Below are 16,715 nucleotides of genomic sequence, written 5' to 3'. Positions count from 1 at the left end.
GAAATTAAGGGATTCCGGGATGCTGGAATGCTGGGATGAGAGATCATTAATCCGTGAAATCTGCGAAACCTCTGGATGAGATTTGAGGAACGGCAAGGCGCGAAATCATGAGCATATTGGTCAATGAACACACCAGGGTGGTTGTACAGGGAATTACAGGCCGGGAAGGGGCGTTTCATACCCAGCGGATGCTGGAATACGGGACCGTGGTGGCAGCGGGTGTAACGCCGGGCAAGGCCGGAAGTACGGTTGAAGGCGTACCGGTATATAACACGGTCAAGCAGGCTGTAGCGCAGGAAGGCGTTAACGTGTCCTGCATTTTCGTGCCTCCCCCGTTTGCAGCGGACGCCATTATCGAATCGGCCTCGGCAGGGCTCGCCCTTATTGTATGCATCACCGAAGGCATCCCCATCCTGGACATGGTCAAGGTGGCCGGGGTCCTGCGAAACCGAAAATCATGCCTCATCGGGCCCAATTGTCCCGGCGTTATCTCACCGGGAAAAACCAAAGTGGGGATCATGCCCGGTCCCATCCACACGCCGGGCCCGATGGCAGTCATATCGAGAAGCGGCACCCTGACCTACGAGGTCGTGGAGCAATTGACCCGGATCGGCCTCGGCCAATCCACCTGTATCGGCATCGGGGGAGATCCCATCATCGGGACGACCTTTATTGACCACCTCCGCCTTTTAAAAGAAGATCCGGAGACCAAAGGCGTTGTCATGATCGGAGAGATCGGCGGCACCGCGGAGGAAGAAGCTGCGGATTATATTCGGGAGACCTTCGACAAGCCGGTTATCGCCTTCATCGCCGGGCTGACCGCCCCTCCGGGGAGACGGATGGGCCATGCGGGGGCCATCATTTCCAGAGGTCAGGGCATGGCCAAAGACAAGATAAACGCCCTTCAGGCTGCCGGCATTACAGTGGCCATGGATCTCGGAACCCTTGGGAAAACGGTCCAGGAAGTCATGGAGAAGGCGTGATCCGTGCGCATGGCCGTTCTTGACTCCGATTATACATGGTGGTAGTGTGAATTAATCGACCATAATTAAGCGGAGCAGGAAAAGATGGAAAAAGTACTGAGTATCACCTCCCGACTCAAAGACAAGAAACGGAAAGAACAGGTCCGGGAGTATCGCGACAGATTTGAGGCCGTGCAGCGGGTCCTGCAATGCTCCGGGTGCCAGTATAAATGTGCCATGTGCAACCGGCATATAGATCAATCCGAACCATCGGATTCCCCGCCGGCTTCCCTGATGGAATTCACTCTATGTGACAGCTGCCGCTTCGAATATGAGGCATTTATGGAGGCATCCCGAAAAGGGGAGGTCGAATCGGATATCTTTTGGCACAACACTGAATGGATCGAACTCTGGACATGCTGGATCAATTACCAACGTTCGATAAATAAGTTTAGAAGTTCCTTTAATTTTACGAACATAACAGAATAAGTGAAAGTTACTTTGAGAAGAAATCAACCCCTGCGCGAACCGAGGTGAACAGGGGTTTCCAAGGCGGGAGGTAGCGCAATGTTTGGGATAGGCATGCCGGAATTGATCATTATTTTGATTATCATTCTGATCATATTCGGGGCGGGCAAACTGCCGGAAATCGGCAGCGGCATCGGAAAAGGGATTAAGAATTTCAAGAAGGCGACCAATGAGACCAAAGAGGAAATCCCCGCCCCCGATGACAAGGACAAGAAGAAAGAGGACGAAGCATAAGCAAAACCGCATCGCCGATCCCTAAAAGGGGATATCGTCCTCCGGTACGTTTACCGGTTCTTCGAGAGGAGGCTGCTGACCTTGGTAGTCTTCTCTTTCAGCTTTTCCCCCCGGGGAATCCAGCATCTGCATTTCACGGGCGACCACCTTTGTCGAGTATCGCTTATTCCCATCCCTGTCCTCCCACGAATCGGTTTGCAGCCTCCCTTCTATATACACCTGTTTCCCTTTGTGCAGGTATTCCCCGCATATTTCACCCAGACGTCTCCAGGCCTCGATCCGATGCCATTCTGTTTTCTCCCTTTTTTCCCCCGTGTTTTTGTCTTTCCACTCCACGGAGGTGGCGATCGGGAAAACAGCCACTGCCACGCCGTCGGGGGTATACTTCACCTCGGGATCTTTTCCCAGCCTGCCAACCAAAATCACCTTGTTTATTCCCGCCATCTCTCGGCCTCCTTTTTGTTTCCGGTTCAGGGGAGTTGAAACTTCAATTGTGGTTTTCTGTTTTTCATAGCATAATAAATGGATTCAGGTCAAAGGCATTTACCATAATGTCACCCCGTCCGGATTCCTTTTTTTCGGGGGAGCGCAAATAAAGATGCATCCTCTATTGACGGAAACGCTTTAAAAGGTTAAGCTCCTGTTTCAAAAGAATATTTCACTTGCCCAGGCAACACGGAAGTTATCCTCGGAAGTGTCCGGCCGCGAGGTCCGGGCTGCCTGGCAGGCGCCAAGGAGAACAGATGCTCAAGGTAATCCCTTTGGGGGGACTGGGAGAGATCGGTCTCAATATGATGGTTGTGGAACAGGGCTCTGATCTTCTGGTCATTGATGCGGGGCTGATGTTCCCGGATGACTACATGCCGGGTGTGGATCTCGTCATCCCCGATTTTACCTATCTGAAAGAAAATGAAGAGAAGATCCGGGGAATCATCCTCACCCACGGCCACGAAGATCATATCGGGGCTGTCCCCTTCTTTCTCAGGCACTTCCCCGTCCCCGTATTTGGCACCGGCTTCACCCTGGGGCTCCTGGAAGAAAAACTGAAGGAGCATTATCTGATCGAGGCCGACCTTCGTCTGGTCAAACCGGGGGACGTCACCCCTCTCGGCCCATTCCGGGTGGAATATATTCGCGTCAATCACAGTATTGTTGACGGGGTGGGCCTGGCCATCGAGACATCCGAAGGGATACTTGTCCATTCCGGTGACTTCAGGATCGATGCCACCCCCGTGGACGCCCAGTTCACGGATCTGATCCGTTTTGCCCACTTCGGAGAGAAGGGGGTGCTGGCCTTATTTTCCGACTCCACCAATGCAGAAAAGGAGGGGTATACCCTCAGCGAAAAGGAGGTTACGAAGACCCTGGGAGACCTGTTTCAAACCTCCCGGGGGAGGCTGATCATTGCCAGTTTTGCCTCCAATATCACGCGGATCCAGCAGGTGATCTCATTGGCGGACAAATTCCACCGCAAGGTGGTGTTTAACGGAAAAAGCATGATCACCAACGTGGGCATCGCCACCCAGCAGGGATTCATCCACCTGCCTGAAGATATTGAAATCAGTGAACACCAGATCAGCCGGTTTCCTGACCAGGAGATCGTGGTCATTACCACAGGGAGCCAGGGGGAACCGATGTCCGCCCTGACCCGCATGGCCCAGAGCAGGCACAAGGGCGTTAAGATAAAACGCGGCGACACCGTTATCCTTTCATCCAGGTTCATCCCCGGCAATGAACGGGCCATTACCTCCGTTATCAACAAGCTCTACCGTTTAGGCGCGGACGTGGTCTATGAAAAGGTCTCCGACATTCATACCTCCGGGCATGCCAAGAGGGAAGAGCTCAAATGCATGTTGAGTCTGGTAAAGCCCCGTTATTTTGTGCCTATCCATGGTGAATACCGGCATATGGTAAAACATGCCCAGATCGCCCTGGAGACGGGGATGGCCGATGACCGCGTCCTGATTGCTGAAGATGGAAATGTTATCTGTTTTCAGGACAACAGGATACAACTGGGTGACCCTGTGACCACGGGCAAGATTCTCGTGGATGGAAAAGGCGTCGGCGGTATCGGCGACATTATCCTCAAAGAGCGGAGAAAACTGAGCCGGCACGGGATGGTGGTGATCCTCCTGGCAGTGAATGCAGAGACAGGGGAGACCGTTTATGGGCCGGAAATCATCTCGCGCGGCTTTGTATTTGAGGAGGAGGGACAATTTATCCTTGAAGACGCAGAATGTATCGTGTTAGAGGTGCTTGATGAACTGGAGCGCCCTTCACCAATGGACTGCAGCACGGTTCAATCGGAAATAGCAAGGAGACTGAAACGCTTTTTCTACAAGGTGATCGGCCGAAGCCCTTTGATCACTCCGGTGATCATCGCGATTTAAAATCTTTGATGGTGACCTCTCTGCACCCTGCGGAGAAGCTATTCAAAGCCCTGGGGCGGTCGCCGAGCGTTATGTATCCATTTTAATGTCCCGCCCTTGGGCGGGACAAAGAGACTCCCCCGCGCGCTCAAAAATTGCCGGGATGTGCACCAATACCTTTTTTGGTTGCGGCTGTTCGGCCGCCTTGGGATCTTGACCGAGCACCCTGTTTTCACATATTAATTTCGAAGACCACCCTTTCTGAAACTGTAATCGCCTTAATATGAAATGACCAGAAAAACCCATTCCAGCCGCAAATCCGATGCGAAAGCACAACAGGACAGGCCGGCACATCCTCTTAAGAAAGAGATCGCAGGGCTTGTTTTCCTGCTGTTGGCCATCCTTCTCTCCGGCAGTCTCCTGTCGTATCATCCCGACGACAGGCTGTTCTGGAATGTCACCGGCGAAATAGGCAAGGCCCACAACCTGTTCGGGGCCGTCGGCTCTCATCTGGCCGGCATCTTGTTCGACCTCCTGGGCTTCTCCTCCTTCTGGCTGGCGATCACCCTCCTGGTCCTCGCCTTTATGACGTTTCGAGGCCGCACCGTCGCGTCCCCCTTGTTGAACCTCATTGCCATAGCCGCCCTCCTCGCCTCTTTTTCCGCCATTTTGAATCTCCAGTTCCCCGGCGAAGTAGCCTTTCGTGAAGGGCGCATGGCGGCCGGCGGACTGGTGGGACTCCATCTTGCCGGGTGGGCTCAGGGTGTTCTGAACCATTTCGGGAGCTATGTCTTCCTTGCCACCGTATTCCTCGTTTCGCTCATGGTGGTCACCCATCTCTCCCTGGGACGGATCTTCACCGGAATGGGGCTGGCCATACTCGGCATTCTGAGACGGGCAAGGGATATGGTTACCAAGATAAAGGAAAGGAAAAAGCGCATCCGGAAGACCAAGGTGGCGCATCACAAGATCAAATTGAAACCCAAGGTGACCATTTTAGACCCCAAACCGACAACAGACCCCGCTCCACAGCAGGAAGACTTCCCGTTCATGAATGTTGTCGGAGAATTCAAACTCCCCCCTCTGGATTTGCTGAGAGATCCCCCGGAGCAGAAAAATATCCATGTTCAGCGGGAAACCCTCGAGATGAATGCCCGTCGTCTGGAAAGAAAGCTTGCGGATTTCGGCGTGGAGGGAGAGGTGGTGGAGATCCTTCCCGGACCGGTCATTACCATGTACGAATATAAGCCGGCCCCCGGGGTCAAGATCAGCAAGGTGGCCAATCTCTCCGATGATCTGGCCTTGACGCTCAGGGCCCAGAGCATCCGGATCGTGGCCCCCATACCGGGCAAAGCGGCTATCGGCATCGAAATTCCCAACAACCAGCGGGAAGTGGTCTATCTGAAAGAGATCCTCTCCAGCGCCACTTACAAAAACTCCAAACACAAACTCGCCATCGCCCTCGGCAAGGACATTACAGGGGCCGCTGTGGTTGCGGATCTGACAAAGATGCCGCATCTCCTGGTGGCAGGGGCCACCGGCACCGGGAAGAGCGTTTCGATCAATACCATGATCCAGAGCCTCCTCTTCAAGGTCTCACCGGACATGGTACGATTCCTCATGATCGATCCCAAGAGGATCGAGCTTTCCACCTACCAGGAAATCCCTCACCTCCTCCACCCGGTGGTAACCCAGCCGAAGGATGCGACCAAGGCCCTTCGATGGGTGGTGGAAGAGATGGAAAGGCGTTACATGCTCTTGTCCGACAGGGGGGTGAGAAATATTGAAACCTATAATCGGAAAATCGTGGGGGCGATAACACCCCTGCCCGACGAGGACACCTCGAGGGGGGTCGACAGAACACTCCCGTATATCATCGTCATTATCGATGAACTGGCCGACCTGATGATGGTGTCGTCCAAAGAGGTGGAGGAGGCCATCACGAGACTGGCCCAGATGGCCCGCGCTGCCGGCATCCATCTGATTATCGCCACCCAGCGCCCCTCGGTCAATGTCCTCACAGGGATCATCAAGGCCAACTTCCCGACACGACTTTCTTTTCAGGTCTCATCCAAGGTGGACTCCAGAACCATTCTGGATACCAACGGCGCGGAGCATCTGCTGGGGGAGGGGGATATGCTCTTCATGCCGCCCGGTGTGGGCCGTATTATGAGGATTCATGGGGCCTACGTCTCGGAGGAGGAGGTCAGGGCCGTGACCGACTTCCTGAAGCAGCAGAAAACCCCGGATTATGACGCCACCATCCTTTCACACATTGCGAGCGACGAAGAGGACCCGAAGGAAGAGCTGGAATTCGATGAAAAATACGAAGAAGCCGTTGATCTTATCTCCAAAACCGGGCAAGCCTCCATTTCCATGCTGCAACGCAAACTGAGGGTCGGCTACAACCGGGCCGCCAGGATGATCGAGGTTATGGAAATACAGGGGATCGTCGGTCCCTCGGACGGGGTCCGGCCGCGGGATGTTTACGGCAGGAAGGCGGAGTGAAAATGGCAAAACGGCTGATCCTGTGTCTGGCGATGATATCGCTCTTCCAGGGCGTTTCCATGGCCGATGAGAGTCTCACCACTATCCTGGAAGGCATTCAGAAGACCTACGGTCACCTTCCGGGTCTTTCCGTGCCCTACCACAGAGAGGTCATCACCCGGTCCATGAGCATGCTGGGGGGCGAGGCCAAGGGGGATATCGCCTCGGGCACGATCTATTTCAAACACCCCCATTTTCTGAGGCTGGAGCAGAAAGCGCCCAAACCGGAGACCATTGTCGCCAATCAGGATATTCTGTGGTGGTATGTCCCCGACCAGAAAACGGCCTACAGATATCCTGCGAATGAGTTCGGAAAGGAACTGCGCCTGCTGAGCGACATATTCCGGGGCCTTGCCCATGTGGAAAACAATTTTCAGGTGGTCCTGCAGGGTCGGACCCCGTCCGGGGAATATGAAATTGAACTCATTCCCGATCCGCCCTGGCAGGACATCGCGCGAATCACGGTAACCACCACCTCCCAGTACAGAATTACTTCCATAAAAATCCACAATACCTTGGGGACCGTCACCCTCTTCACCCTGGGGGAGCTCTCTGAAGAAAGAGCGTTTGAAGAGGATTTCTTCCGGTTTGCCCCCCCGGAAGGCGTAAAGCTGATCAGAGAGGGAGACGGTCAGTGACCCATCACCCTGGACAGGAGGCGAATCACCCGCTTGAGACTCTGAAGGCTGTCGGCCGGGAGAAAATAGTCCACATAGGGCAGCGCTGTTTTCATGCCGCGACAGAGGGGCTCATAAGCGGGATCCCCTGCCAGGGGATTGAGCCATATGACGGCATGGGCCTTGCGGCTCAGAAAAGCCATCTCCCGCATCAGGAGGTCTTTTCCCCCCAGATCCCACCCGTCGCTTAACAGAACCACCGCCGTCCTCCGGCTCAGGAGGAAGTCGCCGTATTTCTGGTTGAATTGATGAAGGGAATATCCGATCCGTGTGCCTCCGGACCAGTCAGGGACCTCATCGGCGATCCGTGCCAACGCCTTTTCCACACTCAGGTGACGGATTAAAAAGGTGACCCGCGTGAGGGACGTGGAGAAGACAAAGACCTCCGCCCGCGACCCGATTCCCCGAAGTCCCAGGAGAAACGGCATCACAAATCGTGCATATCGGTCCATGGACCCGCTCACATCGGCCAGGATCACCAGCCGTTTGAGCCGCTTCTTCTTCTCTTTATAAAAGATTTCAAAGGGTGTTCCCCCTGTCTTGAGACATTTCCGAATGATGGCGGGAAAATCCAGGTTTCCGGCGCTCCTCCCTCTCTTGGTCCGCCGCGACGGTTGGATCTTGAAGGGCGCCATCATCTGCCTGAGGGCAAGCTCCGCCATGGGGATATCGCCCTGGTTGAAACGGCCGAGATCCTTTTTCCGGACCATGGACACCGGGCTGTAGGCAATCCCTTCCAGCCACTGTCTGTTGTCATCCGAATCGGTTAGTGTCGACGCATCGGCAGGGGCATCAGGAAGAAATTGATCTTCCGTGACAGATGGGGGGGGTCCGGTTTTGGGGTCCTGCCTTCGGTCTTCCGCGGCGGCCTCTTGGTCCCGGCCTGCCCGGCCCCAGAACTGATCAAAGAGATTCTCGAACTGGACCCACTCCAGATCCGTGGCGGTCAGATTGGTCCGAAGAGAATGAAAAAAATCTCCCTTCTCCTCCAGGGATATCTCCTCCAGACTTCGAAGGGCGTCATGGACGCTGCTCTGAAACACCCTGAAGCCGCGTCCCTTGAGAAACCCGGCAAAACGAATCACCTCTCCTGCCAGCGTGGTTTGCTCACTCGTCATCGGTCAACGCCCATTCGGCCCCGCGTCATCGTTGTCAGTCGCTCCCCTTTTCCTTCTTCTTCTTAATTCCTCATTCATAATTCTTAACCACCCAGGTATTCACCCCGCTGTCCTGCATCCGCCCATATCTCCTCTTTGAACCGTTTGATATCGTCCTGGTACTTGAGAAAACACCCGAGGGTCTCCAGAACGACGGTTTCATCCAGAAATGCCCTCTGCATGGTCATCAGGGCCCTGCCCCAGTCCAATGTCTCGGAAACCCCGGGCTTCTTCAGAAAATCGACCGTCCTGGCCTTCTGCATGAAGCGGGTCACCTGTTCGGCGAAACGGGAGTCGATGCCCGGAAGACGGGTCATCAGGATACGATATTCCTTTTCAAAAGAGGGATAATCGATCCAGTGGTAGAGGCATCGCCGTTTCAGGGCGTCATGGACATCGCGCGTACGATTGGAGGTGACCACCACCAGCGGCTTTCTTTTGGCCTTGATGGTCCCGATCTCGGGAATGGTGATCTGGAAATCCGAAAGCACCTCCAGGAGGAAGGCCTCAAACTCCTCGTCTGAGCGGTCGATTTCATCGATGAGGAGCACGGGCGCCCTTTCTTCGGACATCAATATGGCCTCCAAAAGGGGCCGCTTTATCAGAAAACGGGGGCCGTAAATCAGCTCTTCAATCTCTTCCCGGTCCCTCTTGCCCTCCTCCTCCAACCGGATATGGAGAAGCTGCTTGGGGTAATTCCATTCATAAAGCGCGGTAGCGGCGTCGAGACCCTCGTAGCACTGGAGCCGGATCAATTCCGTCCCGAAGAGGCGCGACATGACAATCCCCACCTCTGTTTTCCCAACCCCCGGCTCTCCCTCTAAAAAAACGGGTTTTTCCAGCCGGTGTGCCAGAAAGAGGACCGTTGCAAGGGCGCGGTCCGCAATGTAATGGGACTCGGCCAGTTCATTCATTACCTGATCGATCGATTCGAAATTTGGCGACAACACAGGACCTCCTTAATCTTGTGTGAGAGGCTTCCAGCATCGACCTCGCGGCGGGGACGCCCCTCTCACAGAACTGCGAATTTTCACCTATTGGCGATGAGAATTGCGGATGCTCTCCCCTGCGCACTTGCGTTGAGGTGATCTATACGGTATGATATCGCCGTCGTCAACACTTTGGAATCTACAGGACATATGAAATCCAAGAAAAGAAAAAAAACCCCCTCCCCTGCACTTCAAAAGCGCCTGACGGAACTGGAGGAGATGGCGGCCACAAAGGGCATCCAGATACATTACGATCTCCTTGAGGCAGCCGGATTGAGATTGAAGGGGGGCATCTGCACCATACGGGGGGAATACCACCTCTTTGTTGACAGACGAAAATCCATGGCCGACATTATCGATTTTCTCCAGGACCACCTCACCCAGCCGTTTCCCGAGGTCGTTCCCGAACTTATTGAAGAGACCGCCGAATCCAACTGCTGATGGAAAGCTGATCGCCTGAAGGGACACGGACTTATCCTCCTATCCCCCTGCGAATTTTTGTTGACAAAGGATCTCTCTGTTGTTAAATAGGAGGCATGCGGGAATAGCTCAGCTGGTAGAGCCTCACGTTGCCAACGTGATTGTCGCGGGTTCAAGTCCCGTTTCCCGCTCCATAAATGATAAGACCGGCGGCATAGCCAAGTGGCTAAGGCAGCGGTCTGCAAAACCGTTATTCACCGGTTCGAATCCGGTTGCCGCCTCCAATATCATCGAATTAAGGTCTGTGAGTTGAATTAAAAACTTACAGGCCTTTTTTTTGTACTTTTGCAGAAGCCCGATCCAGCCCCAGCCACCAGATCACGCGGATCTTTTTAACAAAACCTCCCGCTTCTTGTAACTATTGTGCGCCCCTGAACGATACCGAAATCAGGTGATAAGAAGAGAAAGGTCCTCAAATGGGAGTGAACGTGAAAAGATCCAACAAGGGCAGGCAACCACCCCTCAAAATCAGATCTATCGTGTTTCCGTGTCTCGTCCTGCTGTTTCTGGGTGGGTGCGCGGCCGTTGGACCCGACTATGAGCTGCCGGACAAGCAGATATCGTCTCAATGGCATACCCCGCTGGAAGGGGGCCTCGAGGATAGGGCCGTAGATCAGGAGGCCCTGTCGCAATGGTGGCACACCCTCGACGACCCCCTGCTGTCAAGACTCATGGAAGCGGCCGTTGCAGACAATCTGGATCTGAAAGCGGCCAGGGCACGGGTTCGGGAAGCCCGTGCAAGGCGGGGGATAGAAAAAGCCAGGTTGTTTCCCGAGGTGGACGCATCCGGCAAGCTAACCCGAAGTAAAGGGAGCGAAGAGACCGGGGCAGGCACGGAGCGCACCCTCTATGCCGCCGGTTTTGACGCCGGTTGGGAGGTGGACGTATTCGGCGGGATACGCCGGTCCGTGGAGGCGGCGGATGCGGATCTCCAGGCCAGCCAGGCGTCCCTTCGGGATGTGCTGGTGAGCCTGACCGCCGAGACGGCGTTGAATTATGTGGAGATGCGGGCCTATCAGGCCCGGCTGGCCGTGGCAGAGGCCAATCTCAAGGCCCAGGAGGAGACCCATCAGCTCACCCGATGGCGCTACCAGGCGGGCCTGAGCGATGCCCTTTCCATGGAGCAGGCCCGTTACAACCTGGAAAATACCCGATCCCAGGTGCCCACCCTCCGTTCCGGGCTGGCGGCCTCCCTGAACCGGATCGCTGTCCTCCTGGGAAGAGAACCCGGGGAACTCCATAAAGAACTGGCGACATCCGCGCCCATTCCGGTAACCCCGATGCAGGTGGCGGTGGGGATCCCTGCCGAGTGCATCCGGCGACGGCCGGATATCCGGCAGGCCGAGCGGGAACTGGCAGGCCAGACCGCACGGATCGGCGTGGCCACGGCCGAACTGTATCCCAAGTTTTCGCTTCTGGGCACCATCGGACTTGAGGCCCTGTCCTTCGGCGGATTTGCCTCTTCAAACGGCCTCACCTACAGCATCGGTCCTGCATTTTCCTGGCGCCTCTTTGACGCGGGGGCCATCCGGCAGAACATACAGGTTCAGACCGCCCTTCAGGAGCAGGCCCTTGTCCGTTATGAATCCGCCATCCTCCTGGCTATGGAGGAGGTGGAAAACAGCCTGAAGTCCTATGCAGAGGAACAGAACCGTCGAGCCGCCCTAAAGCAGGCCAGCGAAGCGGCCCAGCAGGCGGTGACACTGGCGCAGAATAAATACGAGGCCGGAATCATCGATTTCGACGGGGTCCTTGACGCCCAGAGATCCCGGTTTTCCTTTGATGATCAACTGGCCCAGAGCGAGGCCGCGGTCACCACCAACCTGATCACCCTGTACAAGGCCCTGGGCGGCGGCTGGACCGAAATGACCGGAGAATAGAAATATCACGTTGAAGGTGGAAGATCATATGACCGGAAAAAATGAATCGCCTTGCTCCGTGGCGGAAACCCTCGAAATAACAGAGGGACCTCGGCGCAGAAAATGGCTCGGATGGACCCTCCTGGCCGTCTTCCTCCTTCTGGGAGGTGTGGTCGGCGCACTGGCCTTCAAAAATATGGAACCCCCTGCGTCGGCCCGGTACAAGACCCAAAAGATCGAACAGGGACCTCTCACGGTCACCGTGAGCGCCACGGGCAATCTCGAGCCCACCAACCAGGTGGACGTGGGAAGCGAGTTGTCCGGGATCATCCGATCGGTACTGGTGGAGGAAAACGACCGGGTGGAGATCGATCAGGTCCTGGCCCGGCTGGACACCAGCAAACTGGAGGCCCAGCACGCCAAAAACAAGGCGGAAGTGGCCTCGGCAAAGGCAAAGGTCCTGCAGGCCCAGGCCACCATCCGGGAGGCGGAAAGCAATCTGGCCAGACTCAGGCATGTGCGGGAGTTGAGCGGCAACAAGGTTCCCTCCCTCTTTGACATGGACGCGGCCGAGGCCGCCCTTGCCCGGGCCCGGGCCGACGAAAAAGCCGCAACGGCCGCTGTGGCCCAGGCCCAGGCCACCCTGAAAAGCACGGAAACAGACCTCGACAAATCGATCATCCGGTCCCCCATGAACGGCGTGGTCCTGGCCCGGCGTGTGGAACCGGGACAGACCGTGGCCGCTTCCATGACGGCCCCGGTATTGTTTACCCTGGCCGAAGACCTGGCCCAGATGGAGCTGAACGTGGACGTGGATGAGGCGGATGTGGGGCAGGTGGAGGAGGATCAGGAGGCCACCTTCGTGGTGGACGCCTATCCTGATCGACGGTTCGAGGCCAGGATCACCCGGGTCTGTTACGGGTCGGATACCACGGACGGCGTGGTCACCTACGAAACCATCCTGAAGCTGGACAACAAGGACCTCTCCCTGCGACCCGGCATGACGGCCACCGCCGACATCATTGTGAAAAAAGTGGAAGAGGCCCTCCTGATCCCCAATGCGGCATTCCGGTTTACGCCGCAGGTGGAAAATAAGGATGAATCCAGCCGGTCGCTGGTATATTCGCTGATGCCGCGGCTACCCAGGCGCAGGAGCGCCACCCTTGAAAAAACCCCCTCGGCCGGCAACGGTCGTCGCATCTGGATACTGGAAAACGGACACCCCCGGGCCGTGACCATCCAGGTCGGGGCCAGCGACGGCGCAAAGACCCAGGTGATGGGCAACGCCCTTGCGCCCGGAATGGAGGTCATCCTGGAACACCGGATTGACAGGAAGGGGTAACCCATGCAGGCATCCGTGTCACCCATCATTCAACTGAACCGCGTCAGCAAGGTTTTCGGCAGCGGCAAGGCAGCGGTTCATGCCCTTCGGGATGTGGATCTCAGGATCCACCGGGGGGATTTTGCCGCGGTCATGGGGGCCAGCGGCTCCGGGAAATCCACCTGCATGAACATCCTGGGATGCCTCGATGCCCCCACATCCGGAAGCTACCTGTTCGAGGGGGTGGAGGTGAAAGATCTTTCCCGGGATCAGAGGGCCCTTCTGCGGCGCCATTATCTGGGCTTTGTGTTCCAGGGGTTTAATCTGCTGAACCGCACCACGGCCCTGGAGAATGTGGAGCTGCCCCTCATCTATGGCGGCATTTCCCGCAGCACCCGGCACAGAATGGCCCGGGCCTCCCTTGCGTCCGTGGGGCTTGGGGGATGGGAAACCCACACGCCCTCCGAACTCTCCGGGGGCCAGCAGCAGCGGGTGGCCATTGCCCGCGCCATCGTCACCAACCCCCAGATTCTCCTGGCCGATGAACCCACCGGCAACCTGGATTCGGTCCGGAGCCGGGAGATCATGGACCTCCTGGTGGATCTCAATCAGGATCGCGGAATCACCATCATTATGGTGACCCATGAATCGGACATGGCCGCGTACGCCGGGCGGAAGATTCATTTTGTGGACGGCCGGATCCACGATCCTCAAGGAGACTGAAGGGATCTTATATCGATGCTCTGGGAAAACATCATACTCGCGTTGAGGGAGATCCGCCGGAATGTCCTTCGCTCCGCCCTGACCGTCCTGGGCATCGTTATCGGCGTGGCCGCGGTGATCACCATGGTCACCCTGGGCCAGGGCGCCACTGCCAAGGTCACCGCTGATATCTCCAGCATGGGGAGTAACCTGATGGATATCCGGCCCGGCCAGACGCGACACGGGCCTGGCGGGGCCAGCGGGGAGAGTCAGCCCTTTAAGGCCGCCGACGTGGCGGCGATTCAACGGGAAGTCTCCAGCCTGTCGGCCGTGGCCCCCATAGCCTCACACATGTCCCAGGTCATTTACGGCAGTGAAAACCGGTCCGCCAGGATCCTGGGAACCACCTCCGAATATCTGGCGGTGCGGGACTGGCCCCTGGCCATGGGGAGGGCGTTTACAGAGGGCGAAACCAGGGCGGGAAAGGCGGTCTGCATCCTGGGCCAAACCGTAAGGGATGCGCTTTTCGGAAGCCAGGATCCGATCGGGGCAACCCTTCGTCTGGGGAAAATCTCCTGCAAGGTGACCGGTGTGCTGGTGCCCAAGGGGCAAAACTCCTTCGGCACCGATCAGGATGATCTGGTGATCATTCCCCTCCGAACCCTCCAACGCCGACTGGCCGGCAATACGGATGTGGCCTCCATCTCCGTATCGGTCAGGGACGGCGACCCCACAAAACAGGCCCAGGCGGAGATCGAGCGGCTGCTGCGCGAACGCCGGCGCGTCGCGCCGGGGAAAGCCGACGATTTTACGGTGCGGGACATGCAGGAAATCGTTTCCATGCTCACCAGCACCACCCGCGTCTTGACCGCCCTCTTGAGCGCCGTGGCAGCCGTGAGCCTTCTGGTGGGCGGCATCGGCATCATGAACATCATGCTCGTATCGGTAACGGAGCGCACCCGGGAGATCGGGACCCGCCTGGCCGTCGGTGCGCGGGAGCGGGATGTTCTCATGCAGTTTCTGGTGGAGGCGGTGGTGCTGTCATCCTTTGGCGGGGTGTGCGGCATTCTCCTGGGTCTTGGAGCGGCAAGCGGGGGCGCCCGAGTTCTTGGCGTCCCCTTCGTCTTTCAGACGGCCATCGTGTTCATCGCCTTTGCCTTTTCCGCCGCGGTGGGCGTTATCTTCGGCTATTTCCCCGCCAGAAAGGCCGCCCGGCTGGACCCGATCGAGGCATTGCGTTACGAATAGGCGGGATTCACACAGAAATTCCAGGCCCGCACCTTCTTAGGCGCTGGTGATATTACTTGGAGACACCTCCTGACTTGCCCCCTTGACCCCCTTATCCCAGACCTCGATCAGATAGTCCTTATGATCTTCAAATATTTGGGCCTGTTCTTCCACCAGACCTTCGGCCTCGGCGGCGCTCATCTTCAGGCTCTCGTTGATAAAGGACGCGACCCGGCCCAGATAAAGGGGCGTGACCAGATTGATCAACTGTGTCCGGTTGTACTTCCAATGATGAAACGTTGCGGCCGTTTCATAGAGCACCATAACCCAGGTCTTCATCGGCAGGACGAATTTGGTCTTGGCCATCGCGGCGCATCGTTTCAGCGTTTCATAGCAATCCGGACAGAATATATCTTTATAGAAACCTTTAAATTGCCGGAAACCGGTCTTGTACTCAGACACCAGTCGCCCCAGATTGACGGACACCGGTTCGGGTTCGGAGAACCCGTCCAGGCCGAACATCGGGACTGTGCGGCTTCCCTTTACGGTCTTCCAATGGGATTCATACTGCTCCATCAGGACGAACAGGGTGTGCACCACCTGGCGGAACATGGGTCCTAAGGACTCGCCCGGATCCTTGGCATCGTGGATCTTGACCCCCAGGTTGGCCTCGCAGATCTTGAAATTGCTCACAATGGCATTGGTGGTCATCCAGATGTCGATGCCGTAACGGGCCACGTCCGTGTCCCACACATCCTGCTCGATAAAATAGGCCGCCAATTCCCCTGCAAAGGCGAAGTCGCCGCCGATGGGCTGACGGATTCGAAGCCCGTACAGGGTCCTGGTGAGGTTGTACACAATATTGTTGGTGATGGTCCCATCATACTTGTGACGGGAATAGATCGGCGACACATACTGAAAGCCTTTGCTCAGAACCGGCTCCAGAAGATACTTGACCCAGTCGCCGGTAATGGACCGAAGGTCCGAATCCACCACCATGCAGGCCGCCACATCCAGGCGTTTGGCCGCCTCAAAGATGGACCGGAAGGCAGACCCCTTGCCTGCGGGGCCGCGATAGATGGAAATGACCTTTTCCTGCCATGGCTTGATCTCAAATTCCTTTACCACTTCCCGGGTATCGTCCGTGGAGCCCCCGTCAGCGATGAAAATAACGCATCGCTTGTCATTGTAATGGGTGGCCAGTCCGTGGGTCACCATCTGAATAACGTGCTGGATGGTTTTTTCATTATAGTAACAGGGGATCCCCACCAGAATATCGGCGGATCCGATTTCTTCTATTCTTTTGGATGTATAGGTCCTCAAAGCCGAATCATAATTCATCAAATGTCCTCCCCAATGTCTTATCCAAAGGCGCAAAGATCAGAGGTCGGGAGTCGGAAGGCGCAAGTCGGAAATCCGCAAAACCGGCATTCCACCCTCCCTCAATCCTCAAATTTCTAAATTCCCCAATCCCTCAATTCCTAACGCGGATACCCGCAACCCAGAAGTGACTAAAATGTCTAAAGTGATCTAAAGTGCCTAAAGTTAAGGAATTCTGGCAATTAAATGAAAAACTCTGAGGACTATGCCCTAGCGCGGTCTAACCACCGCACCCAAGACACAAAGATCTCTTTTATCCAAAGGCCATTACCGAATAACGAAC

At 56.3% G+C, this 16,715-nt stretch carries 15 protein-coding genes and 2 tRNA genes; 13 read left to right on the top strand and 4 right to left on the bottom strand.

All coding sequences use genetic code 11. The features are described from left to right. The first annotated feature begins 107 nt into the window (after positions 1 to 107). From sucD to tatA, 3 genes are all read left to right on the top strand, one after another. Positions 108 to 983 carry a succinate--CoA ligase subunit alpha gene (sucD, locus tag K9N21_20565; GenBank protein ID MCF8146306.1) on the top strand — a complete coding sequence of 292 codons (876 nt, stop codon included), beginning with the start codon at positions 108 to 110 and terminating at the stop codon, positions 981 to 983. 84 nt (positions 984 to 1,067) lie between these two features. Next, positions 1,068 to 1,451 (top strand): hypothetical protein, encoded by a 384-nt coding sequence (locus K9N21_20560; GenBank protein MCF8146305.1) that lies wholly within the window; start codon positions 1,068 to 1,070, stop codon positions 1,449 to 1,451. Between the two features lie 78 nt (positions 1,452 to 1,529). Continuing rightward, complete coding sequence (tatA, locus tag K9N21_20555; protein ID MCF8146304.1) at positions 1,530 to 1,724, top strand: twin-arginine translocase TatA/TatE family subunit; 195 nt, start codon at positions 1,530 to 1,532, stop codon at positions 1,722 to 1,724. 21 nt (positions 1,725 to 1,745) lie between these two features. Here the strand turns inward: tatA and K9N21_20550 are convergent, their stop codons facing one another. Then, on the bottom strand, positions 1,746 to 2,168 hold the full coding sequence (locus K9N21_20550) for a single-stranded DNA-binding protein (GenBank protein MCF8146303.1): 423 nt from the start codon (positions 2,166 to 2,168) through the stop codon (positions 1,746 to 1,748). A 299-nt stretch (positions 2,169 to 2,467) separates the two neighbouring features. Here K9N21_20550 and K9N21_20545 point away from each other — a divergent pair, with 299 nt between their 5' ends. The 3 genes from K9N21_20545 (at position 2,468) to K9N21_20535 (ending at position 7,278) form a co-directional block, all read left to right on the top strand. Continuing rightward, complete coding sequence (locus tag K9N21_20545) at positions 2,468 to 4,114, top strand: ribonuclease J (protein ID MCF8146302.1); 1,647 nt, start codon at positions 2,468 to 2,470, stop codon at positions 4,112 to 4,114. Positions 4,115 to 4,381: 267 nt separating this feature from the next. Continuing rightward, complete coding sequence (locus tag K9N21_20540; protein MCF8146301.1) at positions 4,382 to 6,601, top strand: DNA translocase FtsK 4TM domain-containing protein; 2,220 nt, start codon at positions 4,382 to 4,384, stop codon at positions 6,599 to 6,601. Between the two features lie 2 nt (positions 6,602 to 6,603). Beyond that, a complete protein-coding gene (locus K9N21_20535; GenBank protein MCF8146300.1) occupies positions 6,604 to 7,278 on the top strand; it encodes an outer membrane lipoprotein carrier protein LolA in 675 nt (224 codons plus the stop codon). On the opposite strand, the gene K9N21_20530 is transcribed toward K9N21_20535, so the two are convergent. Together K9N21_20530 and K9N21_20525 are read right to left on the bottom strand one after the other, a co-directional pair. Then, positions 7,272 to 8,435, bottom strand: a complete 1,164-nt coding sequence (locus K9N21_20530) for a VWA domain-containing protein (GenBank protein ID MCF8146299.1) — start codon at positions 8,433 to 8,435, stop codon at positions 7,272 to 7,274. The two genes, K9N21_20535 and K9N21_20530, sit on opposite strands and share 7 nt — an antisense overlap. A gap of 83 nt (positions 8,436 to 8,518) precedes the next feature. Next, positions 8,519 to 9,388 (bottom strand): AAA family ATPase, encoded by an 870-nt coding sequence (locus tag K9N21_20525; GenBank protein ID MCF8146298.1) that lies wholly within the window; start codon positions 9,386 to 9,388, stop codon positions 8,519 to 8,521. Between the two features lie 225 nt (positions 9,389 to 9,613). Between K9N21_20525 and K9N21_20520 the strand changes: the two genes are divergently transcribed. The 7 genes from K9N21_20520 to K9N21_20490 all read left to right on the top strand — a co-directional run bounded on the left by K9N21_20520 (position 9,614) and on the right by K9N21_20490 (position 15,073). Further along, a complete protein-coding gene (locus K9N21_20520) occupies positions 9,614 to 9,904 on the top strand; it encodes a hypothetical protein (protein MCF8146297.1) in 291 nt (96 codons plus the stop codon). Positions 9,905 to 10,001: 97 nt separating this feature from the next. Then, positions 10,002 to 10,077 (top strand) — tRNA-Gly (locus tag K9N21_20515). Between the two features lie 14 nt (positions 10,078 to 10,091). Beyond that, positions 10,092 to 10,167 (top strand) — tRNA-Cys (locus K9N21_20510). Positions 10,168 to 10,359: 192 nt separating this feature from the next. Then, entirely contained in the window at positions 10,360 to 11,823 is a 1,464-nt protein-coding gene (locus K9N21_20505) for an efflux transporter outer membrane subunit (GenBank protein ID MCF8146296.1), read from the top strand. A 28-nt stretch (positions 11,824 to 11,851) separates the two neighbouring features. Further along, on the top strand, positions 11,852 to 13,144 hold the full coding sequence (locus tag K9N21_20500) for an efflux RND transporter periplasmic adaptor subunit (GenBank protein MCF8146295.1): 1,293 nt from the start codon (positions 11,852 to 11,854) through the stop codon (positions 13,142 to 13,144). A gap of 3 nt (positions 13,145 to 13,147) precedes the next feature. After that, the gene (locus tag K9N21_20495) at positions 13,148 to 13,846 is read left to right on the top strand and encodes an ABC transporter ATP-binding protein (protein MCF8146294.1); all 699 of its coding nucleotides are present in this window, start codon (positions 13,148 to 13,150) and stop codon (positions 13,844 to 13,846) included. 15 nt (positions 13,847 to 13,861) lie between these two features. Next, positions 13,862 to 15,073 (top strand): ABC transporter permease, encoded by a 1,212-nt coding sequence (locus tag K9N21_20490; GenBank protein MCF8146293.1) that lies wholly within the window; start codon positions 13,862 to 13,864, stop codon positions 15,071 to 15,073. A gap of 36 nt (positions 15,074 to 15,109) precedes the next feature. Here the strand turns inward: K9N21_20490 and K9N21_20485 are convergent, their stop codons facing one another. Beyond that, a complete protein-coding gene (locus K9N21_20485) occupies positions 15,110 to 16,393 on the bottom strand; it encodes a glycosyltransferase (GenBank protein MCF8146292.1) in 1,284 nt (427 codons plus the stop codon). Positions 16,394 to 16,715: the final 322 nt, after the last annotated feature.

The sequence above is a fragment of the Deltaproteobacteria bacterium genome (assembly GCA_021737785.1).
Lineage (GTDB): Bacteria > Desulfobacterota > DSM-4660 > Desulfatiglandales > Desulfatiglandaceae > AUK324.
The sequence above is the reverse complement of the archived record's forward strand: the minus strand, read 5'-3'. Positions and strand labels throughout refer to the sequence as shown.